We start from the raw sequence: 21,808 nt of genomic DNA on the forward strand, positions 1-21,808 counted from the left end.
GGCAGTGCAAGTTCCGGGTAAGGGAACTTGCACTGCCACTACATTTTGTTCGAGGGCATTAAGCGAGAATCGGCCAATGGCTTTCGCTACGTTCATCACTTGCCAACAGGCTTGCACCCCAGTCATCACGTAGTTCTCCGCGCAATGCTGAACCCAGTCGTGCGGTTCCCTCAAAATGGAAGCCAAGTTTCTGGGCGACTCTGGCCGAACCAAAGTTTCCGGCGTACGCGTTCCAGCCAAGACGCACAATTCCCAGCCCCTGCGGTGCCTTGCTGAAAGCGAATTCAATTACTGCGTTGCAGGCCTCGGTAAGCAAGCCCTTGCCACGAAAATCGGGAACCATCCAGAACCCCAGATCTGCCGAACCATTGGCCACTCGGTAAAGTCCCACGATGCCGGCCAACGTACCGTCGGCCCGAATGGTCCAGGTGTACTCGGTATCCTCTTCCCACGTTGTGATGCTGTGCGTGGTGACTGATTCATGAGCGTGTTCACGAAGATAGGGGGATGGGATCGGAACCCAGTTTTGGGTTTCCGGATCCTGGCAAGCAGCGAAGACAGCGTCTTCATCTTCCGGGGTTGGCGGTATTAGTTCAAGATTCGCTGTGCACAGGGAAATTCGTTCCATGAGCTACAGACTATCGTTCCAAGACCGTGAAGAATTTGTGCTGCCATGCCCACGCTTTGGTGGCGCTCGAATTTAGATTTTCATCCCACGGTGTGTAGAGCCGAAAACCCCGTTTGCCGGGCTTCTTAGTTGATCTTAGAACGCCAAAGTTCTCCAATGCGTCAGCAGCGAACCTGAAAACCCCGTAGCCACGTTCGGTTTCGGCGCTGATCCAGAATTCATCGATGGAGTCCGCAGCGGTGTACGGACGCGTCACCCCGGCTGAGTCCCGTTTCCAGAGCGTGACGAATAATCCGGCCTTGGTTGGAGTCACCTTGGCTGACCGAAATACGATTCGTGCGATGCTGCCCGAATCGTTGGTCAGCGAGAATTCGCAGCCCGTGTAGGCCCTGGCCTCAGGGTTAGGATCGAGAGCAAAATCTGAAACCGTGCGTCCAGCAGCAAGCTGGCTTGAACCGAGGACTTCGGCAAGGACGCGAGGCATTCCTACACTGAAAGGATAATTCTGGTGCATGAGGATTCCTTGAACTGGTCGTAGCCGAACGTCATTGGCTACCAACCGCGAGCTTCATTTGGATCATTCCGTGATGTGGAAGGTCGGACCTTAAGCTGGGCAGCGGTTATGGCTACAGTTACGCCGCCGTTGGCGCCCTTAGGCACGAAAAAGCCCCGGTTTCCCGGGGCTAGATCCGAGCCCCCTGCCAGAATCGAACTGGCGACCTTTTCATTACGAGTGAAACGCTCTACCAACTGAGCTAAGGAGGCACCGCAGTGTAATAACACCACAAGCGTCTACTTTATAGGAACGAGAGGGAAGCGGTCAAAACGGAGTGTTGAAACCCAACCCAGGAACGTCCTTTATCTTGCAGTTAGCGACGGGAACTAATGCGCAAGGTAAGAGCCAGTACCGTGCCGAGGATACTTGTTGCCACGGAAACCATGAAAAGTACCGAATAGGAGTTCAAGGTGGCGGCCCCGGAATTCGAAAGTGCAACCGAAGCCAAGATGGTGGTAGCGACGGGTGTTCCCAGTGCCGAGCCAACGGTTCGTACAACACTGTTCACACCCATAGCGGCCGCAATTTCTTCTTGCGGAGCCATTAGCGCTACAAGGTTGGCCAACACGGTAAAGCCAAATCCGTTTCCTAGGCCAAAGATTGCAAAGAAGCCAATGATCATTGCCAGGTTGTTCGGGGCGAGGGCAATGCCCAGGCTTCCGATTGCCATGATGAGAAGCGCAATACAAGCTGTTGCCTTAACACCTAACCGAGTGATGAGCGCCGGGGCGAAACGCCCACCGAAAAAGACCAAAAGTGCACCGGGCAATAGCGCCAGACCGGTTTGTGTCACGGTGAATCCGTGGCCGATGCCAGGAGTTGCGGGAGACTGCAGGAGTACTGGCAGGCCGATGTAGAAGGTGTAGGGGATGAAGCCAATAAATAGCGAGATTCCATGGGTGATCGCTAGTGCTGGTCGAGCCAGTGTTCGCATGTCGATAAGTGGTGACTCGGTGCGCAACTCAACGAACACCAAGCAAAGAAGCGCGATGGCACCTAGGAGGAAAAGGCCGAGGATTTCAAGCGAAGCCCAGCCCCATTTTCCGCCCTGGGAGATGGCTAGTAGGAAGGACACTAGCCCGACGACCAGAAGTGCGGTACCAGCCCAGTCGGTGCGACCTGGCTTTCCGCGTCCGGAAGTGGGAACAGCAATGATTACCAAAATCAGGGCCAGCGCGCCCATGAACGCACCGGTGACAAATAGCCACTGCCATGAAGATGCTTCAAGAACTAGGCCGCCAACCACCAGCGCCACACCTGCTCCCAAGCCAACGACTCCGCTGAGCCAACCGAATGCTGCGCGTTGTGGTGCGCCAGAGAGGTTCAGGCGCACGATAGCTAGTGCGAGTGGGAAAGTTGCGGTACTAGCGCCCTGCAACACCCGGCCAATCAGTAGCACCATGAAGCTATTGGTCAGGATCGTGATAACGCTGCCTGCCAAGAAAATGGCCAAGGTTAAAATCAGCATCTTTCGGTGCCCAAAGCGGTCACCCAATGAGCCCAGAATAGGTGCGGCTACGGCGCCGCAGAGTAGGAAGCTTGTCAAGATCCAGCCGGCAAGCGCCGAATCGATATCAAATTCCACCATGAAGCTCGGCAATGCTGGCACCAACAAGGTTTGCATCATGGAGAAGGCCAGGACAGCCAGTGCTAGGGCGGGAACCAGCAGGCGACTCGTTGCTGGCGGTAGTGCGGGCGCATCACCTTGCGGACGGGCGGACTGGGATATCGAGGTGGACATCGGGGACCTTGTTTCTAAAAAGTTTGAATCGGAACGGAATGGTTCGTTCCGATAGGAGTGTACAGGAAACGCCGGTAACGTGTAGCTGTGACCACTTCCAATCCCGCCACATCCCCATTGCGTGGACGTGAACGCGAAGCCCAAAGTAACGACGTTTCAATCTTGCGCGCAGCTCGAGAAATATTCTTCGAGTATGGGTGGGGTGCCCCAATGTCGCAGATCGCCACCCGCGCCGGAATTGGCGTGGCGAGCATATACAGGCGCTATCCCAGCAAGATGGCCTTGGTTGATGAACTCCGTGTGAGATCCCTTGAACACGTGATTGAGCTCGCGGATGCCTGTGCACGGGCGGCAGGGGAGCGCGGGAAACGTGAATCGGCCATGGAGCTATTTCTGCGTCGTATGATCGTGGAAGCTTCAGTACCCTTGGCTCCCACGGTTGGCAGGCATGTGGAAACCACCCCGGAAATCGATGCGCTTTCGGTCCAGCTGGCGACCGCCCTAGAAAGAGTGCTTGAAATCGACCGCCAGCTAGGGCTAATCCCTAGCTACTATGGTCCGGCTGACCTTCTACTAACGCTCACTCACCTGCGTCCAAACCTCGCGATAAGCAGAGAGCGCGCAAACGAGATCCACTTGCGCGAGCTTCATTACGTGCTGATCGGACTTCGCGCGGTGGCCACCATTGGAATAGAGCCCGAAGGTAAAAAGTCGAGCTGGCAGGAGTGGTTGCAGATTAACAGCACCAATGCTGGAAGATAGAGCTCGGTAGCGTGGGTGCCCGCAGAAAAGAATGCAGCCCCTAAATATCCTTCTAAACGTTTGGCAACGGACCTAGCAGGTCAGGCCATCGCTGGGAACCGTGCCTTCAAGGAAATAGGATTCCACCGCATTGGAGACACATTCATTGGACCGGCCATACGCCGTATGGCCGTGTCCCTCAAAGGTCACCAGGGAAGCAGATTCAAGCTGCTCTGCGAGCGCTTCGCTCCACTCGTAAGGTGTTGCCGGATCGCCCGTGGTACCAATAACCACGATTGGTTGCGCCCCTGCTGCCGTGATGACTCCGGGCTTACCAGTCGGGGGGAACTTCCAGCTTTCACAAGTCACGGCACCGTAGGCCAAATATTTGCCAAGCGTTGGCGAAGCCTTGAGAAGCTCCTCGGCATTGGCGCGCATAACACCGACGCTTGCATCCATTGGATAATCCAAGCAGTTAATGGAAACGAATGCTGCTGGAGTATTTCCGGTGTAGGTTCCATCGTCCTCACGGCCCGCGGAAATATCGGAGAAGAACTGGATGTTGTCGACGTCTCCGGCGATAACATCACTTAGCGCGCTACTGAGCATTGGCCACATGGCGTCATCGTAGAGCGGCAGGATGAACCCATTGACAAAGTCGATGATCGGTACCGTACGTCCATCAGAAGCTACCAGTGGCTCCTTCTCAACCTGGGACAGCAAATCACGTAGCTGGCTCAAACCATCGTCAAGAGTTCCGGTAAACGGACAGTCACCGGAAGCGAGGCAATTTTGCATGTAGGCGCGAACCTCACCCTCAAAACCTGCTGCCTGGCCCAAAGTAATTTCGTCGTTGCTCAGCGAAGGATCTATTGCGCCATCAAGCACTAAACGCCCAACATTCTGTGGGAATAGCTGGGCATAGTGTGCCCCTAGCGAGGTGCCGTAGGAATATCCAAGGTAGTTCAGCTGCAGATCTCCAAGTGCTGCGCGCATGACATCGATATCGCGTGCCGCGGACTTGGTATCAATGAAACCTAGCGAATCTCCCGTACGCTCGGCACACTGCGCGGCAAACTCGGCGCTGAGCTTTCGGGCCTGAGCAAGGCCGGCATCGGTGCTGGTATCTACGGGTAGTTGGCGGCTGGCGTCTTGTTGCTCGGCAGTTTCACACTTCACAGGGGTTGAAGACCCAACACCACGGGGGTCAAACCCAATGATGTCGAAGTTGCGCTGCAGATTGCGGCCAAGAATTACTGTCGCGGAGTCCTTGACAAACTCAAGACCGGAGGCACCAGGCCCCCCGGGGTTAAGCAGTAGCGATCCCTTGACGTTCTTTCCGGGACGTTTGTTCATGGAAATGCTAATGCTTGGACCCTCGGGGTGGGAGTAATCCATCGGAACCGAGAGTTCTGCGCACTGAAGAACCCCACCACAGGCCGACCATTTAAGTTCTTGAGCGTAGAACTTTTCAAGACCTTTAGGCACGCCACCGGGTTTCGGCAAGGAACCCGAAGCTGATGGGCTGGTACTTGGTACGTTGGCGCTTTCTTGGGTGACGGTAACCGAAGGCTCTGCCGGCGCCTGGACCGAGCATGCACCAAGCAGCAGGACCGCGCCAGCCAGGGCAGCAATCAAGGACATCGGGCGGCGGAAAGCTCTCATCTGCTCGGGGGTCTCCTAGCGAGGTGGTATGTGGGTTTTGAGGAAATATTTATTTTATTGGTCGCAAGGCGACCATCATCGCTTCTATTGCCAAGAGTGGGGCAACGTTTGCACCAATTCGGGTGCGGGCCTCGGCAATTGCATCAATCTTGGCAATGGTTGCCTCTGGACGCGAGGCCGCAGCATAGGAACGCAACTCTTCGGATAAGTAGTCATTGACTAATTCGGTGCCAGAGTCTAGCTGGAGCACCAAAACATCACGGAAAAACGTTGTGAGATCAATCAGTGAGCGATCAAGCGCATCGTGGGTTGAGCGCCGTGCACGGCGCTTAGCGTTTTCTTCGAGTGCCTTGAACTGGCTGCGCTGCTGAGACGGAACTGGAGCATCTTGTGCAATGCCCAGTGTTGCTCGCAATGCGGTTGCCTCGGCCTCTGCTCGTTCGGTGGATGCGGCTGTTGCCTCTGCCGTGGAAAGCTCAACGAGGTCTCCGGCCGCCATCACGGCAGCGGTGACACCCTGAACGCGCAAGGGCAGACGAACTATGCGATCCCGACGAACCCTGGCATCCTCATCACGAGCCAAACGACGTGCAATCCCAATATGAGATTGGGAAACCCGTGAAGCAAACTCCGCTAATGCCTCGGAAAGACCATCGCGGCGGACCAAAAGTTTTGCAACCGATTCCCGGGTTGGCACCGAAAGAGAGACCGAACGACACCGCGAACGAATAGTCACCAAAACATCTGCAGGCGAAGGCGCACACAAGATCCAAATGGTGTGCGGGGGAGGCTCCTCGATGGACTTGAGCAGCACATTGGTGGTGCGCTCGGTCATCCGGTCGGCGTCCTCCACGATGATCACCCGCCACGGGGCGGTGGACGGTCGATCCTGAGCCTTGGTAATGAGCTCACGAACATCTTCGATCTGATAATTGACCTTCTCCGTTGCTATCAGCGCAACATCTGGGTGCGTGCCGGCAAGCACCGTCACACAGGCCTTGCACACCCCACAACCGCGAGCGCCCGGATCCTTTACCTGGCATTGCAGCGCCGCGGCGAAGGCGCGCGCCGCATTGGTGCGCCCGGAGCCTGGGGGGCCGGTGAAGAGCCAGGCATGTGAGGGGTTGCCCTCGGTGACCGCGCGCGTGAGCGCGGCAATGGTTTTGTCTTGACCCGGCAGGTCATCCCAAACACTCACGGGGTTTCCGTAACTGGTACAAGCAAGGGGCCGAGCGCTGAGGCAATGGCTCGAGCAAGTTCTTCGATGCTTTGTGAGGCATCGAGGACTAGATAGCGTGCGGGTTCACGCTTGGCAAAGTGCAAGAACGCGTCGCGAATGCGTGAATGGAATTCATCGGGTTCGGATTCCAGCCTGTCTTCGGCAACGGATGCCCCATCGGCACCGACGGTACGGCGCGAACGTCCGGCGATCGGGGTGACATCAAGCAGGACCGTAAGATCGGGGCGCAGCCCACCTGTAGCAAACTCATTAATGGAACGCACAGCATCTTCGCCAAGTGCACGCCCCACTCCCTGATAAGCAAGGGAGGAGTCGACGAAGCGGTCGCAGATGACCATGGTTCCGCCATCAAGGGCAGGACGGATGACCTGTTCCACGTGGGCCGCGCGTGCCGCTGCATACATCAGCGCCTCGGTACGCGCATCGACGGTTCCTTGGCCATGGTCGAGGACCAATGAGCGTAACTTCTCACCAATCTCGGTGCCCCCGGGTTCGCGGGTTTGCAGCACTTGGTGGCCATTTTTGCGCAGCGCCTCGCACAATAGTGCTGCCTGGGTAGATTTACCGGCACCATCACCGCCTTCAAATACGATGAAGCGGCCTGCTGTTTTGGGGTTCTGCTGCGTCAAACTCACGTTCCCTAGCCTATCGTCAAAGCAGGTACACGCGGGGGAGTCCCCACCACGACGGCATCGGGGGTCGTCATAAGAGAGCCCCGATCGTCATCCAGCTTCGGAGCCGTGAGGGCGCGGAGTAACCTGAAAAACATGACTGCTGGCAATAACTCTTCTTGGGCTCCGGAGACCATTGTGGTGGCCTCCGGGCGACCACCGCACAAAACCGATGAACCCGTAAACCCACCTATAGTGCTTTCCTCAACGTTCTATTCATTGGGTGAATCAACGGCCGGTGAAAAAGTTTATGGGCGTTTCACGAATCCCACCTGGGACCCGCTGGAAGAAACAATTGCAAAGCTTGAAGATAGCCAGCTTCCGGCCCTGGCCTATGCCTCGGGCATGGCAGCGGTAGCGGCCGGGCTTTCATTGATACCGGTCGGTGGGACCATTGTGATTCCACGCCACGCCTATAACGGCTCGCTCGCGTTAGTTGCAGAACTAGAAAAGACGCTGAATCTCACGGTGCGCCGGGTCGAATTGGCAGATACCCACGCGACACTCAAAGCCTTTGACGGTGCGGATGTGGCTTGGTTGGAATCTCCCACCAACCCCATGCTCGAAGTAGCCGACCTTCCGGCACTGTTGGCCGGTGCCAAGGAACAGGGCGTGCTCAGCATCGTGGATAACACTTTCTCCACTCCGCTGCTCCAGCGCCCTTTGCAACACGGCGCAGATGTTGTTGTGCATTCGGCAACAAAATATATGGGTGGACACTCGGATGTGGTGCTCGGCGCAGTGGTGACCCGCAGCCCGGATTTACGAGCCAAACTTCACGGTATGCGCACTCTGCACGGTGCGGTCCCCGGCCCCTTTGAGGCCTGGCTGACGTTACGTGGCATCCGTACCATGGCGTTACGACTCGAAAAGGCCGAGGCCAATGCGCGAGAGCTTGCCCGGCGCCTGAGTGAACATCCCGCAATATCAAAGGTTCGATACCCAGGTCTTGAAACCGACCCCGGGTATCAGCGGGCCAAATCCCAGATGGATGGCTTTGGCTCAATCTTGTGCATCGAAATCACAGGTGGTGCGCAAGCCGCGGATGAGATGTTGGCTCGCTTAGAACTGTGGACCCCAGCTACCAGCCTGGGTGGAGTCGAATCGTTGGCCGAACGACGTCGCCGGCACACCGGGGAACCGGAGAGCGTGCCAGAAAACCTTGTACGCCTAAGCGTTGGCATTGAAAACGTCAATGATCTCTTCGCCGATCTTGATTTGGCCCTGAAGAGTTCTTAATACAGCGTGTGGGGTGCTGCTGACGCTAAGCTAAACATATGGGATTCGCATTGCTGTTTGAGGTCTACTTGTTTCGAGCGCTGAGCCTTGTTGCTGCGGTCATTGCCGTAATGGCATTGGTTGATGCTGTTCGCCGTCCTGCGGCGAATTTTGTACGCGAAGGCAAACGGACCAAGCCGTTCTGGATGGCATTGACCGCTGCCGCAACCTTAGTCTGCGGACTGACGGCGCTCTCGGGCAGCGGTGGCGGCGGAATTTTTCAGCTGGTTGCTGCCTGCGTTGCCTGCGTATATCTCGCAGATGTAAAACCTGCGGTATCCGGCAAGGGCGGATACTACCCGTACTAAAAACTAGGCAGTGAAGCCATAAGGCTCGGTGCTGGCACTAAATTTGATGGTGGTGGCCGAGGAAATCCTACACAGGGAATTCCTCGGCCACCACCGATTTTTAACACAACAAAAGGCTAAGGGATCAGTTCGGATGCGCGAGATCACCGCTGCGCGGGGCAACTGCTTGCCATCGCACGGTCATTTCACCTAGGCGCCAACGCGAGGCAGAATCACAAATGGGCCATCCATTAGAGCGTAGGGATCGGCACATGGCAACAAAACGTTGTTTATTGCCAAAGGAGGCAAGCGGGGCGGCGGCAAGCCATGCGGCGTCGGCGGCCTGCAAAAATTCGTGGATACGCTCACCTGCCACATTTCGATGAATCAAGGCCTTGGGTAAGCTCTCAGCAACATCGGAGGGGAGCTCAAAAGCTCCAAAACGTAAAGAAATACTGAGGGTTTGCGGTCCATCTTTGGTCACCGCAACCCAGGAGCTGCGCCTGCCAACCTCATCACAGGTGCCTTCGATGAGTACACCAGTATCGGTGAGGCGTGAGCACATGGTTGACCAGATGCCTGCAACGTCTGCCTCGTCGTATTGACGTAGTACGTTGAAGGCGCGAATCACTGTTACCGGGGATTCGACCGGGATTTCAAAGCCACCCAGACGGAACTCGAGACCATTGACGTCTAGAGCGGTTCCGCGAGCCACACGTTCGGGTTCAATCTCAACGCCAAAAACGCGTGCCTGTGGGGAAACGGCGCGTACGCGTTCAAAGAATTCGACAGCGGTTCTGGGGGATGCACCATATCCAAGATCCACGGCTATGGGTGGGGCTCCGGTGGTGGATGGCCTGAGCCGCCAGCCTTGGGGACCGGTCAACCAGCGGTCAACCCGCCGCATCCGGTTCGGATTAGTAGTGCCACGGGTGGTATGCCCCAGCGGGCGACCGGTACGCGACCGTCCGCCAAGCCGAGTCGCTTTCTGAACCATTGCTTTAATCCTAAAGTGTCCAACACCGCCTCTAGCGCACGTCATGAAGGAAAGTAAGGCACTTCACGCGTCCTAGAATGGGATGTATGACTTACACCCTGATCCTGCTGCGCCATGGGCAAAGCGAGTGGAACGAAAAGAACTTGTTCACCGGTTGGTACGATGTCACGCTCACCGAGCAGGGCCGTGCCGAAGCTACCCGCGGCGGCACGCTGCTCACCGAGGCCGGTCTGGCTCCGGCAGTACTGCACACCTCACTGCTCAAGCGCGCAATCATCACCGCGAACCTGGCTCTAGAGTCCGCAGACCTGTCCTGGATCCCGGTCAAGCGCAGCTGGCGTTTGAACGAGCGCCACTACGGGGCCCTGCAGGGCAAGGATAAGGCACAGACCCTGGCCGAATACGGTGAAGAGCAGTTCATGGAATGGCGCCGTAGCTACGACACCCCGCCACCTGCATTGTCCGACGATTCGGAATTCAGCCAGATCAATGATCCGCGCTATGCGGACCTAGGTGACACTGCCCCGCGTACCGAGTGCCTCAAGGATGTTCTTGAGCGCATGCTCCCGTACTGGGAAGGCGAGATCAAGCCGGACCTTGCCGCAGGCAAGACGGTTCTTGTCACCGCACACGGCAACTCACTGCGCGCACTGGTCAAGCACCTCGACGGCATTAGCGATGAGGCAATCGCGGGCCTGAACATCCCTACGGGTATCCCGCTGGTCTACGAACTCAATGAGGATTTCACCCCGGTCACCCCGGGCGGCAAGTACCTTGATGAGGCGGCTGCAGCCGATGCCATCAAGGCAGTTGCAAACCAGGGCCGCCACTAAGTGTTTCTCATTTCTCGGTGATTGCGCCGAGAAACTCTCAGGAGGTTTGGGGCTTTCCAGCCATGGAAAGCTTCAGGCCTCCTTTTTGGCTTTGATTGCTAGATTGCTCAGCGAAGATGCACATGGAATATTTTTATTACATGTGCGATGCTTGTGACTACCCACCACTGATAATCAGCAGGAGCAATCGATGAATCCGCTTCACATACTTGCCCAAGGAGCCGGTACAAACCCGTTGCTTCCCAACGGCTGGGAAATTACCGTTACGGTGGTAGGAATTTTGTTCTACGCGGCGTTGGTAGTTGCGGTGATCATGCTGACCTTCAAGCTGTTGACCGGAACCAAAACGCGCACAGCCACCTCTGCCAGCCGGGAAAGTCTTCAAGATGAGATAGCCCGCCGTACGGACTCGATCGAAAATCGCCTAGGCAATATCGAACGCACCTTCCAGAACGTGGGGGAGTAATCGTGGATTCCTCAATTTTGGTTCCGTTCCTGCTGCTACTTTCGTTTGCGGGAATTTGCGTCGCGGTGCTCTTACTGCGCAAGGGTAAGCGAAATGCCCCGGCAATTCTCGATGAGGCCCTGGTCCGGGACCGGGAGCAGCTTGAGCGCCTCGAAGAAATTGACCAGCGCTTGGAACGTCTGGAAAAGACGCTTCACGACCTACCCTCCTGATGAGCCTCGCAGAAGGCCCCGCGGTATCGCTTGCCAGCAGACTTGCCGCATTGGGTAGTGAGCCGCGATTACGTATTTTGGCGGAACTTTCCCGGGGCGAATTGCACGTTTCCGAGCTGGCGCGACGCGTGGGGATGAGTCGACAGTTACTGTACCTGCACCTGGCAAAGCTTGAGGAAGCCGGATTTATCTCCGGTGTCGCAGACGTTGCCCCCGATGGGAAAGCCCTCAAGCTGTATTCGCTCAAAGAATTTGATCTGCGTATCAATATGGCAAGGATCTTGCAGGATGTGTCCTAGGCGCCGTCGGCGAAACTTCTATTGAGGTTCACTCATAAGAGCAACACCGGGTGCATATTTCCTAGACGCAAACGGGAATGGTTTATGCGCTGGTAAAGAAACTTTCAAAATATGGTTGTACTCACATCCATATGCGGTACTCTGCTGTCTCGACGCACGTAACTGAATGACGTAAGGAATGCTTTTCGTGGCAACTGATTATGATGAAGTTCGGCCGGACGTAGCCGAGGCTCGCAAGGCCTCACTAGACGCGGTGAAATCCGCAAATGCACCAGACGCACGCAGCGTCGCGGCAGACCTCGACGAGGCCGATACCTCAGATGGGGTAAACCTGCCGGGCGCAGATCTAATAGAAGAAGACCTCACGGTCACGGTTCTTCCACAGGAAGATGATGAATTTATTTGCGGATCTTGTTTCCTGATCCGACACCGCTCCCTACTAGCTAGAGAAGCCAACGGTGTTGCTTATTGCAGGGACTGCGAGAGCTAGAAACGCCACAGAGAATAGAACAACGCCGATGCTCGAATCGCCACACACATAATATCGTGGCACTTCGGGCACCGGCGTCTAGTTTTTAAGTGCCGTGTGGTGCTAGAAACCCTCGGTTGCCGGCTCCCACTCACCGGTGACAAGGTAGGAGACCTTGCGCGCCACAGATACCCCATGATCACCGAAGCGTTCCAGGTAGCGGCTGGTCAAGGTGACATCGGCGGTTGTCGGTGCCGATTCATTCCATTCTTCGGTGGCAACAATCTTGAAGATCGAGGCGTGCAGCTTATCGATCTGGGTGTTAAGCTCGATGATCTCGCGCGCAACCGTGAGATCGCGCGTATCAAGCAGTCCTCCCAATTTCTTGGCGATGGCAATATCAAGATGGGCCATCTGGGCAAAAATTGGTGCCACTGAGGCCGGAACTACCTGCTGCGGGAAACGCAGACGTGCCAACTGGGCAACGTGGCGAGCCAAATCGCCCATGCGTTCCAGTGAGGCACTCATGCGCAACGAACCAACGATCATGCGCAGATCCGAGGCGACGGGACCCTGCAACGCCAAAACATCGATCGCACGCTCATCGAGCTGAGTTTGCAAGAAATCTATCTTGGCGTCCTCGGCGATGACTTCCTGGGCCAGCTCTATATCAGCGTTGCTGAAAGACTCATATGCCCGTTCCATGGCCGCGGCCACTAGCTGCGACATCTGGATCAGCTCTTCACCGATTTGCTGCAAGTCGGCCTGGAAAACCTTACGCACGCGGGCGTCCTTTCGTGAGGTAACACCGTAACCCTCAATTAAAAGGACGACGGAACTTTCATGTCTATTCTTACAGCACCAGGTGAACCAACCGGGGAATCAAGATGAACGTTAGGTGAATGAGTCGCCCAAGGGTAAGGAACCGCGCTTTCCAAGAACCGGCTACCGATAGGCTAGGGAACGTGAATGATGTCTTGATTTCCGTGATTGCGGGCCTGGCCGGCTTGGCCCTGGGTGTAGTGGGCATCATGGCGTATCGAGGATCGGTGCGAAGCCGACGCGGACTGCCCATGGTGGGTGAACCAACGTTGCCCGAAGGGGCAGCCGCGGTACTCTCGGTGATTGGTCGCGCCTTTGTCATCCTCGATGAAGTTGACGGGGTAGTGCGCGCCAACCCGGCTTCCTATGCCTACGGGCTGGTACGCGGTCATACACTTGTCCACGAGGAATTACGCCTGCTGGCACGGAAGGTTCGTGCCGACGGTGTGATCGCCGAACGCGAATTTGAGTTACCGCGCGGTACCCTAGGGTCTTCAAGCCTGATTGTTCATGTGCGAGTTGCCCCGCTGGGTGACGAATACATCCTTCTACTTGCCGATGACCGCACCGAAATCACTAGAACCGAAGCGGTGCGCAATGATTTTGTTGCAAATGTTTCCCACGAGCTAAAAACCCCGGTGGGGGCAATCTCGCTGCTTGCCGAAGCCATCGATAATGCTGCTGACGACGAGGTAGCAGTACAACGCTTCACCGCTCGGCTTCACAAGGAATCGGCCAGACTGGCAGCCCTGGTTCAAGACATAATTGAGCTCTCCCGATTGCAGGGCACCAACGTGATGTCACAGGGAGAAAGCGTTGACATCAACGATGTGCTTGCCGAGGCAGTTGATAGAAACAAGCTTCCCGCCGAGGAGAAACGCATCAAAATCTTGGTCGGTGGTGAAGCTGATCAGCCAATCTTTGGAGACCGAGATCTATTGATGACAGCGCTACGCAACCTCATTGATAATGCGATCCGCTATTCACCGGAAGACACAACTGTCGGAGTGGGCTTGCGACATCGCGACGGGCTGATCCAGATCTCGGTCACCGATCAGGGCCCAGGTATTTCGGCAGATGAACAAGAACGAATCTTTGAGCGCTTCTACCGGGTAGATGCTGCTCGCTCACGGCAAACCGGTGGCACCGGGCTCGGCCTGAGCATCGTCAAGCATGTGGTGGCAAACCACGGGGGAGAAATTACCTTGTGGTCCCAGCCTGGGCAGGGATCGACCTTCACCGTACGACTACCAATTCTTGATGAAACACCAGACAACAGCGAGGTGGCCCCCCAACGGGGAACGCATCTTGCGCACAATACGGTAGCGAAACCCAAGACGCTGCCGGAAGGAGGCCAGGAATGACCCGTATTTTGTTGGTTGAGGACGAAGAATCACTCTCAGATCCACTCTCTTACCTGCTTGAAAAGGAAGGGTTTGAGGTTCGCATTGCCGATAACGGGCTCAGCGCCGTCACCGAATTTGAGCGTCACGGCGCCGATTTGGTGCTGCTGGATTTGATGTTGCCGGGCCAGCCCGGAACCGAGGTCTTCAAACAGATCCGCACCACCTCGCAGGTTCCTGTGATCATGTTGACAGCCAAGGATTCGGAAATTGACAAGGTCGTGGGTCTCGAACTCGGGGCCGATGACTATGTCACCAAGCCATATTCGTCCCGCGAACTTGTAGCGCGAATCCGTGCGGTACTGCGTAGGCAGGGCGAAGCCGAGGAACTTGTCAGCAATATTGTTGCCGCAGGTCCGGTGCGCATGGATGTTGAACGGCATGTGGTCTCGGTGCGCAGCACACCGGTACAGATGCCATTGAAAGAATTTGAATTATTAGAGATCTTGTTGCGTAATACGGGCCGAGTCCTCACCCGTGGGCAACTCATTGACCGTGTCTGGGGTTCAGACTATGTCGGGGATACCAAGACCCTAGATGTTCACGTCAAGCGCCTACGTTCCAAGATTGAAACAGATCCAGCGGTCCCGGTTCATCTGGTGACGGTGCGCGGATTGGGTTACAAGTTTGAGGCCTAGGTCCACAAGGTAGGAATAGAGCGTTGCCGTAGGACTCCAGCCTGACCTAGCCAAATGCCAGGTTGGGCTAGAGTCCTGCGGCCGTTTAGGTCTGTAGCAGGTAAAAGAAAATCCTCGTGGGTGGGGTACCTTTCGGTACCCCACCCACGAGGATTAACGTTTCTCACCCTCCATGAAATGTCGGGGGAGATAAAAGCCTTAGTGGCCTTCGGCCTTCGGGGAAGGCGTCAGGTGAGCCATTTCGCTCGGGTCAAAACCACCGGGTACGTACTGACGGTATTCCTTCAACGTTCCATCAATTACCGGAACCAGGGCTTGGTCCGAAGAAGTTGAAACGCTCAGCGTGGTTTTAGCCTGCTCGCCCGGGATTACACCGGTGGAAGACAGCACTGTTTTGTTGGCTGCGTCTTCGAGCTTTACAACGCTCTTTGCTGCAACCGGGATAGTGACAGAGCCTGTAGCAAGCTTCAGTTCCAGGGTCTGCGCGGAAGCGGTGTTGTTCACGACGGAGCCAAGGACACGGGCCTCGTCAGTAGCGCTCTTGGTGACAAACATCAGGTTGCGCACTTCAAGGTCGGCAACGTTCAAGACGATGCCATCGGAGGCGGCGTACTGGAAAGTCGTCGCCTGTTCGTTGATAGCGCCACAGCTGGTAACGCCAAGGGCCAAAACTGCCAGTGCAGCTGCCGCAACGGCGCGGCGTGCACGGTTCTTCTGTGCGGTCATCACGGCACAAACTCCTCAATCAGGTTCGAGTTCGGGTGAGCTAGCGGGCACACAGGATGCACCCAAGGCAGCCACTCTCCCTCTTAGAGTAGTCGTTTTTGTGGTGAAAGCACGATTTTGCCCGGGGAAGAGGTGTCATCAGCGTGCTCATCGGGGGTAACTTGCGACGAAATGTTAACTACCTGCCTACCATTATTTTGACCGTTTGTGAAGAGGTAAAACCGCGCCATTACTAGGGAGTAGGGGAGTCCATCGAATCGATTTGCCCAATTCCCGTGATAAACTAGTTAACGGGAAAGGGGTTTATCCACATGGTTTTTGAGGTTGGCGAGACAGTTGTCTACCCGCACCACGGTGCCGCAATGATCGAAGAGATCAAGATGCGCACCATCAAGGGTGAAGAGAAGATGTATCTCAAGCTTAAGGTTGCCCAAGGTGACCTCACCATCGAAGTTCCGGCAGAAAATGTCGACCTCGTTGGTGTGCGCGATGTAGTTGGCCAAGAAGGTCTGGATCACGTCTTTGACGTGTTGCGGGCCGAGTTTACGGAGGAACCAACTAACTGGTCCCGCCGTTACAAGGCTAACTTGGAGAAACTTGCTTCCGGCGACGTTATCAAGGTTGCAGAGGTCGTACGTGACCTCTGGCGCCGCGACAACGACCGCGGCCTTTCCGCAGGCGAAAAGCGAATGCTCGCAAAGGCACGTCAGATCCTGATCAGTGAACTAGCACTGGCCAAGAAGCTTGACGAAGAAAAGGCCGAAAGCGTGCTTGACGAGGTTCTTGCCTCGTAAGCATTTTACGAATTACTAAAGGTTTGACCCGATGGGGGTCCGGAACACCACTTGGTGTACCGGACCCCCATCGACGTTTTACCGCTGATCGTAGACGCTCCGCTGATTCGAGGCCGGGCGCCGGCACAGATACTCTGGTGAAATGAAAGAGTATGTGCGCAGCAGCAACAAGTCATTACGGCACACCGCGGTCATCGTGGTGGCTGCCGGTGCCGGCACCCGGCTGGGCTACGGCATCCCCAAGGCTCTTGTACAACTAAACGGTAGGTCGTTGCTGGAGCACGCACTGGATAACATTGCCGAAAGCTCAAACATCGATCAGGTCATCGTGGTGCTCCCACCCGATGACACGGAACTGACCCGACGCTGTAAAGCGCACCGCGTAAACCCACACATCGTCGACGGTGGGGCAACCCGAAATGACTCGGTACAGGCCGGGCTTTCGTGCCTTGCCCCCCAGACGCAAGCGGTACTCATTCACGATGCTGCCCGCTGTTTGACTCCGGGCACTGTCTTTGATGCCGTTGCGCAGACTCTTGCCAGTGGGGCCAAGGCAGTGATCCCCGTACTTCCGGTCATCGACACCATCAAGAGTGTTGCACGCGAGCCGATCGGCGACTATTTCTACGTCAATGGAACACCAGCACGCGAATCCCTGCGAGCGGTACAAACCCCGCAGGGATTCCACGCACCAACACTGATTTCCGCACATGAGCAAGCAACCGGGTGGGATGCGGAGCGGGCCGGGAGGATCACCGACGACGCGATGCTTTTAGAAATGCTTGGTGAGCGAGTAACAACAATCCGGGGGTGCGACGAGGCACTAAAAATTACCACCCCCATGGACCTGATCATTGCCCAAGCAATCCTGGCTCAAACACCCATGAGCCAATCTGAGACCGAGACAACGGAGCACGAGGACTTCATGAGCCAGCCACAGAAGCAAAGCAATACCGCGGCATCCCCCGTACTGATCCCGCGCATCGGCATTGGAATAGATATCCACGCTGTTGCCGATCGCAGCGAACCACGCGAAATGTGGTTGGCCGGGCTGCACTTCCCCGAAGACCACGGCCTGTCCGGGCACTCGGATGGTGATGCCGTAGCGCATGCTGCCTGCGATGCGCTCTTCTCAGCGGCCGGTATTGGAGATCTTGGCACACACTTTGGGACAGATCGTCCCGAATATGCAGGGGCCTCCGGTATCACCCTGCTGGCCGAGGCAGCACGCTTGGTACGCGCCGCAGGGTTCGAAATTGGAAACGTTGCAGTGCAATTTGTGGGTAGACGTCCCAAATTCGCTGCCCGCCGGCTAGAAGCCGACGCTGTCTTGAGCAAGGCCGCCGGCGCACCGATCACCGTTACTGCAACAACTTCCGATGGGCTTGGCTACGAAGGCACTGGAGACGGCGTGACGGCGTACGCAACTGCGCTTGTCTATTCGGTAGCCAAGTAAACGAGGGTCATTGAGACAAAATCGGTGGCTTCTTGTATTGGTCGGATAACCTAGGGTGTGTGAGCATCCGTTTTTATGACACCAAGCAGGCAACCACCCGGGACTTTGTCCCCCTGATCGAGGGAAAGGTCGGGCTGTACTACTGCGGTGCCACGGTGCAGGGCATGCCGCACGTGGGCCACGTGCGCAGCGCCATTGCCTTTGACATCCTCACTCGCTGGTTGGAAAACCGCGGTTTTGAGGTCACAGTGGTCCGCAACGTGACGGATATCGACGACAAGATCCTGGAAAAGTCTGCGGCTTCCTTCTCCGCGGACTTTGAAGGCGACGCGGACTACTTCGCCAACGAAGCCTGGTTCGCTCTGGCCTACCGCTTCGAGCAGGAATTTGCTTCGGCCTATGACACCCTTGGCGTGCGCCGGCCCACCTATGAGCCGCGCGCCACCGGGCACATCACCGAGATGCACCAGTTGATTGCCACACTCATCGAGCGCGGCCACGCCTACCCGGCTCTTGATGATTCGGGGGATGTGTACTTCGACGTGCGTTCCTTCCCGGCCTACGGCTCGCTGACCCATCAAAACGTTGCTGACATGCAGGGCGCCCCGGATGCAGATCCGCGCGGCAAAAAAGACCCCCGCGACTTCGCGCTGTGGAAGGGCCACAAGGACAGCGACCCAGAAACCGCCTCCTGGCCAAGCCCCTGGGGAGCGGGCCGACCGGGCTGGCACCTTGAATGCTCCGCTATGGTCACCAAATACCTGGGCACCGCCTTTGATATCCACGGTGGTGGCCTCGATTTGCGCTTCCCGCACCACGAGAACGAGATGGCCCAGTCCATGGCCGCGGGTCACGACTTCGCCAATTTCTGGATGCACAATGGCATGGTGACCTACCAAGGCGAAAAAATGTCCAAGTCCATAGGTAACACCATTTCTCCGGCGCAAATGCTGGAACTGGCAACCCCTCGCGTGGTTCGCTATTTCTTGGGGCAGGCACACTACCGATCCCAGCTGGACTACCGTCCGGATTCCCTGGCCGAGGCAACTGCCGCCGTGGAACGCATCGATACCTTCGTTGCAAACGCATTAGCCCGGATCCACAATGTTGGCCCCAACGATGATTTCTCTATCGACATGCACCACTTTGCGGTGACCGAGGCCTTCGAAAACGCAATGAACGATGATTTGAACGTGCCGCAGGCACTTGCCGCGCTGCATGAAACAGTGCGCCGCGGTAATACTGCATTGGCGACCGGCGATCTGGATACTGCAGGTGAGGCAATGCAACGAGTCATGGCCATGACCTACACACTGGGTCTTGACGACACCATTGAACCCGGTGGTGCTTCCGACGCCGCTCAAAGTGCTGCGCTCGATGTGCTGGTTGCAGCTCAACTTGCCGACCGTGCCGCGGCCCGTGAAGCAAAGGATTGGGCTCGCTCGGATGCCATCCGGGACACGTTAGCCGCCGCAGGAATCGTTGTAGAGGACTCTGCAGACGGTGCCCGTTGGAGCCTCAAAGCGTAAGTTGCCCCACAAAGGGCAATGTTTTTGCGCTCTGTATCGCTAAAATGGGTAGGCGGCGAGTGAAATCGCCGTGCAATCCGCCCCGAACCAAGGAATTAACCATCATGTCTGCTGCACAGAAGCGCTCCGGCGCCGTACGCAAGAGCAAGAAGGGCCCCTCCGTCGGAACCGGCGGATACGGCCGCAAGTCACTAGAAGGCAAGGGCCCCACTCCCAAGGCCGAAGACCGCCCGTACCACAAGGCGTTCAAAAACAAGGAGCTTGCCGAACGCTCGGCAGCCAAGCGCGGCAACACCAAGGGTGGCTCTGCCCCCCGCGGACGTAGCACCGGCGGACGCTCCAAGAACAGCGAAGAACTGGTTACGGGTCGTAACTCGGTTGTTGAATCGTTGCGCGCCGGTATTCCGGCCAAGGCACTGTACGTTGCCATCCGCATCGAAGTTGATGATCGTGTGCGCGAATCGCTTAAGATTGCCGCAGAACGTGGTATTCCTGTGTTGGAAGCCAGCAAGCCCGAGCTTGACCGGATGACCGATGAGGCAATCCACCAGGGTCTGGTTCTGCAGATCCCTCCTTACAACTATGCCGATGCACTGGAAACGGTGAAGGCAACTATCTCCAAGTTCAAGAAGGGGCATATTAAGAACGCTCCGCTCTTTGTTGCCTTGGATGGCATCACCGATCCACGCAACCTTGGCGCGATCATTCGTTCGGCTTCCGCTTTTAGCGCTCACGCCGTCATCGTTCCGGAGCGCCGCTCCGTTGGCCTGACCGCCTCGGCCTGGAAGACCAGCGCCGGCGCCGCGGTTCGTGTACCGGTGACTCGTGCACCAAACCTGACCGCAACGCTTAAGAGCATGAAGGAAGCCGGAGTCTTCGTCATTGGTCTTGACGGCGAAGGCGATGTTTCCCTTCCGGAGCTGGGACTTGCTACCGAGCCACTGTGCATCGTTGTTGGTTCCGAAGGCAAGGGCCTATCCCGCCTGGTCCGTGAAAACTGCGATTCGATAGTCTCGATCCCGATCAACTCGGGCATGGAATCCCTCAACGCCTCGATGGCAGTGGGCATCACGCTGTATGAGGTCTCGCGAAAGCGTAGCGGCTAAAGCTAAGCCAAGAAAAAACTTCGGGCGGTTCCCCACAATCCAGATCATGGATTGTGGGGAACCGCTTCACGTTTAAGCGGAGTATTGCCACCTCTAGTCGTGGACCAAGAATCTGGGTAGCGTTGGGAGCACTAGGTGGTTCGGTGAACTAACCAGTATGGCGGCCTTGCACAAAACATAAGGTGAGCCTTCTGCGGGGATAATAACTCGTCCGCCGAAGAGACACAGTTGAAGGGAGAGTTGGGTTTGATGGCTCTGGATCAATTGGAGACAGATTCGCAAGACTTTGCTCCGCAACAACGTGACCAAGCACTTGGGGCCCTGCTTCATGTACAACCTTCAGTCCTTGAAGCAGTTGAACGTGGCGAGTATCGGGCACCGCATGCTGTGCTCGGCCCGCACCTGAACCTGGTGGGTCATGTAGGGGTGCGAACTTTGCAACGCGGAGTCGACTCGGTAAATATCATCAGCTTCGCCGGTGCTACTCCGATGCAACGCGAACGTGGAGATATCTGGGTTGCCTTACTTGAGGCCCAGGATATTGGACGGGTTCCTGACTATCGCATTGAACGCGTGGAATCCGCAGGCCTTTCGCAGGTCATCGATGACCCGTACCGTCATACCCCTCGGTTGGGGGAGCTTGAGCTGTATAAGATCCGGACCGGTGGTCAAGAAATTCAGCAACGTTTACTCGGCGCGCATCAACAGCACTACACCTCACCCATGGGGGAAGTTGAAGGAACAGGCTTTGTTGTTCGCTGCGAGGATGCCGTTGCCGTGCGGGTATGCGGTGACTTCAATATTTGGAATGGGTCATCCCATGCGATGCGCAGACTTGGTAATAGTTGGATCTGGGAGATTTTTATTCCGGGGGTCGGGCTCGGGGCAAAATACCGTTTTGAATATCTGGAGCCCACCGGAACCTGGGTGGAATATGCGGATCCACTGGGACACTACTCAACACAAGACCCCGATACGATCTGCGAGGTTCAAGCCGAGGGCTTCGAAACGGGCGAGTAGAGAGCAAATTTACGACGCCGCATCACGAAACTTCATGCGTGCGACAGCTCACATATATGCATTTGGTGCGCCGGGAGCTGCTTTTCCTTGCCGGAGGGGCTGTTGTCGTTGAGTTCTAGGGGTTTTTTGTGCGCAAGGATGCAAAGAACTAGCGGTTTGGACTTTTGGTCTGGTTCTGCGTATAGTTATATCTCGCGCCGGACACCGAAGCGTAGCCCGAGAGGGTGAAGC

Annotated in this window: 24 protein-coding genes and 1 tRNA gene; 15 read left to right on the top strand and 10 right to left on the bottom strand. The window is 56.5% G+C overall.

Annotated features, from left to right (window positions below; all coding sequences use genetic code 11):
- Positions 1 to 58: 58 nt before the first annotated feature.
- The 4 genes from CQ018_RS19400 to CQ018_RS19415 all read right to left on the bottom strand — a co-directional run bounded on the left by CQ018_RS19400 (position 59) and on the right by CQ018_RS19415 (position 2,925).
- On the bottom strand, positions 59 to 628 hold the full coding sequence (locus CQ018_RS19400) for a GNAT family N-acetyltransferase (protein ID WP_105551660.1): 570 nt from the start codon (positions 626 to 628) through the stop codon (positions 59 to 61).
- Positions 629 to 638: 10 nt separating this feature from the next.
- Positions 639 to 1,142: a MepB family protein gene (locus tag CQ018_RS19405; RefSeq protein ID WP_105551661.1), complete on the bottom strand. Its 504-nt coding sequence runs from the start codon at positions 1,140 to 1,142 to the stop codon at positions 639 to 641.
- 178 nt (positions 1,143 to 1,320) lie between these two features.
- A tRNA-Thr gene (locus tag CQ018_RS19410) sits at positions 1,321 to 1,393 on the bottom strand.
- Between the two features lie 104 nt (positions 1,394 to 1,497).
- Complete coding sequence (locus CQ018_RS19415; RefSeq protein WP_105551662.1) at positions 1,498 to 2,925, bottom strand: MFS transporter; 1,428 nt, start codon at positions 2,923 to 2,925, stop codon at positions 1,498 to 1,500.
- A gap of 87 nt (positions 2,926 to 3,012) precedes the next feature.
- On the opposite strand from CQ018_RS19415, the gene CQ018_RS19420 reads away from it, so the two are divergent.
- The gene (locus tag CQ018_RS19420) at positions 3,013 to 3,687 is read left to right on the top strand and encodes a TetR/AcrR family transcriptional regulator (protein ID WP_105551663.1); all 675 of its coding nucleotides are present in this window, start codon (positions 3,013 to 3,015) and stop codon (positions 3,685 to 3,687) included.
- Positions 3,688 to 3,759: 72 nt separating this feature from the next.
- Here the strand turns inward: CQ018_RS19420 and CQ018_RS19425 are convergent, their stop codons facing one another.
- Genes CQ018_RS19425 through tmk form a run of 3 tightly spaced genes read right to left on the bottom strand, consistent with a single transcriptional unit; the run spans position 3,760 to position 7,206 of the window.
- A complete protein-coding gene (locus CQ018_RS19425) occupies positions 3,760 to 5,331 on the bottom strand; it encodes an alpha/beta hydrolase (RefSeq protein ID WP_105551664.1) in 1,572 nt (523 codons plus the stop codon).
- 49 nt (positions 5,332 to 5,380) lie between these two features.
- Positions 5,381 to 6,529 (bottom strand): DNA polymerase III subunit delta', encoded by a 1,149-nt coding sequence (locus CQ018_RS19430; RefSeq protein ID WP_105551665.1) that lies wholly within the window; start codon positions 6,527 to 6,529, stop codon positions 5,381 to 5,383.
- Positions 6,526 to 7,206, bottom strand: coding sequence for a dTMP kinase (tmk, locus tag CQ018_RS19435; protein WP_258142788.1), 681 nt, complete (start codon positions 7,204 to 7,206; stop codon positions 6,526 to 6,528). The genes CQ018_RS19430 and tmk overlap by 4 nt, the downstream gene beginning before the upstream one ends.
- A gap of 132 nt (positions 7,207 to 7,338) precedes the next feature.
- Between tmk and CQ018_RS19440 the strand changes: the two genes are divergently transcribed.
- Entirely contained in the window at positions 7,339 to 8,481 is a 1,143-nt protein-coding gene (locus tag CQ018_RS19440; RefSeq protein ID WP_105551667.1) for a PLP-dependent aspartate aminotransferase family protein, read from the top strand.
- 38 nt (positions 8,482 to 8,519) lie between these two features.
- Positions 8,520 to 8,828, top strand: a complete 309-nt coding sequence (locus CQ018_RS19445) for a DUF2516 family protein (protein WP_105551668.1) — start codon at positions 8,520 to 8,522, stop codon at positions 8,826 to 8,828.
- 124 nt (positions 8,829 to 8,952) lie between these two features.
- Here the strand turns inward: CQ018_RS19445 and CQ018_RS19450 are convergent, their stop codons facing one another.
- Positions 8,953 to 9,804 (bottom strand): SAM-dependent methyltransferase, encoded by an 852-nt coding sequence (locus tag CQ018_RS19450; protein ID WP_105551669.1) that lies wholly within the window; start codon positions 9,802 to 9,804, stop codon positions 8,953 to 8,955.
- 86 nt (positions 9,805 to 9,890) lie between these two features.
- On the opposite strand from CQ018_RS19450, the gene CQ018_RS19455 reads away from it, so the two are divergent.
- From CQ018_RS19455 to CQ018_RS19475, 5 genes are all read left to right on the top strand, one after another.
- Positions 9,891 to 10,637, top strand: a complete 747-nt coding sequence (locus tag CQ018_RS19455) for a phosphoglyceromutase (protein ID WP_105551670.1) — start codon at positions 9,891 to 9,893, stop codon at positions 10,635 to 10,637.
- Positions 10,638 to 10,827: 190 nt separating this feature from the next.
- On the top strand, positions 10,828 to 11,103 hold the full coding sequence (locus CQ018_RS19460) for a hypothetical protein (RefSeq protein WP_105551671.1): 276 nt from the start codon (positions 10,828 to 10,830) through the stop codon (positions 11,101 to 11,103).
- A 2-nt stretch (positions 11,104 to 11,105) separates the two neighbouring features.
- Entirely contained in the window at positions 11,106 to 11,315 is a 210-nt protein-coding gene (locus CQ018_RS19465; protein ID WP_105551672.1) for a hypothetical protein, read from the top strand.
- The gene (locus CQ018_RS19470; RefSeq protein WP_105551673.1) at positions 11,315 to 11,614 is read left to right on the top strand and encodes an ArsR family transcriptional regulator; all 300 of its coding nucleotides are present in this window, start codon (positions 11,315 to 11,317) and stop codon (positions 11,612 to 11,614) included. Before CQ018_RS19465 ends, CQ018_RS19470 begins: the two co-directional genes overlap by 1 nt.
- A gap of 187 nt (positions 11,615 to 11,801) precedes the next feature.
- Positions 11,802 to 12,104: a DUF4193 domain-containing protein gene (locus CQ018_RS19475; protein WP_105551674.1), complete on the top strand. Its 303-nt coding sequence runs from the start codon at positions 11,802 to 11,804 to the stop codon at positions 12,102 to 12,104.
- Positions 12,105 to 12,206: 102 nt separating this feature from the next.
- On the opposite strand, the gene phoU is transcribed toward CQ018_RS19475, so the two are convergent.
- Complete coding sequence (gene phoU / locus CQ018_RS19480; RefSeq protein ID WP_105551675.1) at positions 12,207 to 12,866, bottom strand: phosphate signaling complex protein PhoU; 660 nt, start codon at positions 12,864 to 12,866, stop codon at positions 12,207 to 12,209.
- Positions 12,867 to 13,048: 182 nt separating this feature from the next.
- On the opposite strand from phoU, the gene CQ018_RS19485 reads away from it, so the two are divergent.
- On the top strand, positions 13,049 to 14,269 hold the full coding sequence (locus tag CQ018_RS19485; RefSeq protein WP_105551676.1) for a cell wall metabolism sensor histidine kinase WalK: 1,221 nt from the start codon (positions 13,049 to 13,051) through the stop codon (positions 14,267 to 14,269).
- The gene (locus CQ018_RS19490; protein ID WP_105551677.1) at positions 14,266 to 14,946 is read left to right on the top strand and encodes a response regulator transcription factor; all 681 of its coding nucleotides are present in this window, start codon (positions 14,266 to 14,268) and stop codon (positions 14,944 to 14,946) included. Before CQ018_RS19485 ends, CQ018_RS19490 begins: the two co-directional genes overlap by 4 nt.
- 198 nt (positions 14,947 to 15,144) lie before the next feature.
- Here CQ018_RS19490 and CQ018_RS19495 read toward each other — a convergent pair whose 3' ends face one another.
- Positions 15,145 to 15,675 (bottom strand): hypothetical protein, encoded by a 531-nt coding sequence (locus CQ018_RS19495; RefSeq protein ID WP_146111962.1) that lies wholly within the window; start codon positions 15,673 to 15,675, stop codon positions 15,145 to 15,147.
- A gap of 308 nt (positions 15,676 to 15,983) precedes the next feature.
- Here CQ018_RS19495 and CQ018_RS19500 point away from each other — a divergent pair, with 308 nt between their 5' ends.
- The 5 genes from CQ018_RS19500 (at position 15,984) to CQ018_RS19520 (ending at position 21,577) form a co-directional block, all read left to right on the top strand.
- On the top strand, positions 15,984 to 16,466 hold the full coding sequence (locus tag CQ018_RS19500) for a CarD family transcriptional regulator (protein ID WP_105551679.1): 483 nt from the start codon (positions 15,984 to 15,986) through the stop codon (positions 16,464 to 16,466).
- A gap of 142 nt (positions 16,467 to 16,608) precedes the next feature.
- Positions 16,609 to 17,922 carry a 2-C-methyl-D-erythritol 4-phosphate cytidylyltransferase gene (ispD, locus tag CQ018_RS19505; RefSeq protein ID WP_105551680.1) on the top strand — a complete coding sequence of 438 codons (1,314 nt, stop codon included), beginning with the start codon at positions 16,609 to 16,611 and terminating at the stop codon, positions 17,920 to 17,922.
- Positions 17,923 to 17,981: 59 nt separating this feature from the next.
- Complete coding sequence (gene cysS, locus CQ018_RS19510; RefSeq protein WP_105551681.1) at positions 17,982 to 19,451, top strand: cysteine--tRNA ligase; 1,470 nt, start codon at positions 17,982 to 17,984, stop codon at positions 19,449 to 19,451.
- A 104-nt stretch (positions 19,452 to 19,555) separates the two neighbouring features.
- Positions 19,556 to 20,557, top strand: a complete 1,002-nt coding sequence (gene rlmB / locus CQ018_RS19515) for a 23S rRNA (guanosine(2251)-2'-O)-methyltransferase RlmB (RefSeq protein ID WP_105551682.1) — start codon at positions 19,556 to 19,558, stop codon at positions 20,555 to 20,557.
- A 249-nt stretch (positions 20,558 to 20,806) separates the two neighbouring features.
- Entirely contained in the window at positions 20,807 to 21,577 is a 771-nt protein-coding gene (locus tag CQ018_RS19520; protein ID WP_105551683.1) for a hypothetical protein, read from the top strand.
- Positions 21,578 to 21,808: the final 231 nt, after the last annotated feature.

The organism is Arthrobacter sp. MYb227, from assembly GCF_002975435.1.
In the GTDB taxonomy this organism is placed as follows: domain Bacteria; phylum Actinomycetota; class Actinomycetes; order Actinomycetales; family Micrococcaceae; genus Paeniglutamicibacter.

What these genes read in the sequence shown, in the direction of transcription:
- CQ018_RS19520 (WP_105551683.1), top strand. Translation starts at nt 20,807, where the DNA reads ATGGCTCTGGATCAATTGGAGACAGATTCGCAAGACTTTGCTCCGCAA.
- CQ018_RS19455 (WP_105551670.1), top strand. Translation starts at nt 9,891, where the DNA reads ATGACTTACACCCTGATCCTGCTGCGCCATGGGCAAAGCGAGTGGAAC.
- CQ018_RS19445 (WP_105551668.1), top strand. Translation starts at nt 8,520, where the DNA reads ATGGGATTCGCATTGCTGTTTGAGGTCTACTTGTTTCGAGCGCTGAGC.
- CQ018_RS19400 (WP_105551660.1), bottom strand. Translation starts at nt 628, where the DNA reads ATGGAACGAATTTCCCTGTGCACAGCGAATCTTGAACTAATACCGCCA.
- CQ018_RS19490 (WP_105551677.1), top strand. Translation starts at nt 14,266, where the DNA reads ATGACCCGTATTTTGTTGGTTGAGGACGAAGAATCACTCTCAGATCCA.
- CQ018_RS19460 (WP_105551671.1), top strand. Translation starts at nt 10,828, where the DNA reads ATGAATCCGCTTCACATACTTGCCCAAGGAGCCGGTACAAACCCGTTG.
- CQ018_RS19450 (WP_105551669.1), bottom strand. Translation starts at nt 9,804, where the DNA reads ATGGTTCAGAAAGCGACTCGGCTTGGCGGACGGTCGCGTACCGGTCGC.
- CQ018_RS19500 (WP_105551679.1), top strand. Translation starts at nt 15,984, where the DNA reads ATGGTTTTTGAGGTTGGCGAGACAGTTGTCTACCCGCACCACGGTGCC.
- CQ018_RS19425 (WP_105551664.1), bottom strand. Translation starts at nt 5,331, where the DNA reads ATGAGAGCTTTCCGCCGCCCGATGTCCTTGATTGCTGCCCTGGCTGGC.
- CQ018_RS19470 (WP_105551673.1), top strand. Translation starts at nt 11,315, where the DNA reads ATGAGCCTCGCAGAAGGCCCCGCGGTATCGCTTGCCAGCAGACTTGCC.
- CQ018_RS19440 (WP_105551667.1), top strand. Translation starts at nt 7,339, where the DNA reads ATGACTGCTGGCAATAACTCTTCTTGGGCTCCGGAGACCATTGTGGTG.
- rlmB (WP_105551682.1), top strand. Translation starts at nt 19,556, where the DNA reads ATGTCTGCTGCACAGAAGCGCTCCGGCGCCGTACGCAAGAGCAAGAAG.
- CQ018_RS19405 (WP_105551661.1), bottom strand. Translation starts at nt 1,142, where the DNA reads ATGCACCAGAATTATCCTTTCAGTGTAGGAATGCCTCGCGTCCTTGCC.
- CQ018_RS19415 (WP_105551662.1), bottom strand. Translation starts at nt 2,925, where the DNA reads ATGTCCACCTCGATATCCCAGTCCGCCCGTCCGCAAGGTGATGCGCCC.
- ispD (WP_105551680.1), top strand. Translation starts at nt 16,609, where the DNA reads ATGAAAGAGTATGTGCGCAGCAGCAACAAGTCATTACGGCACACCGCG.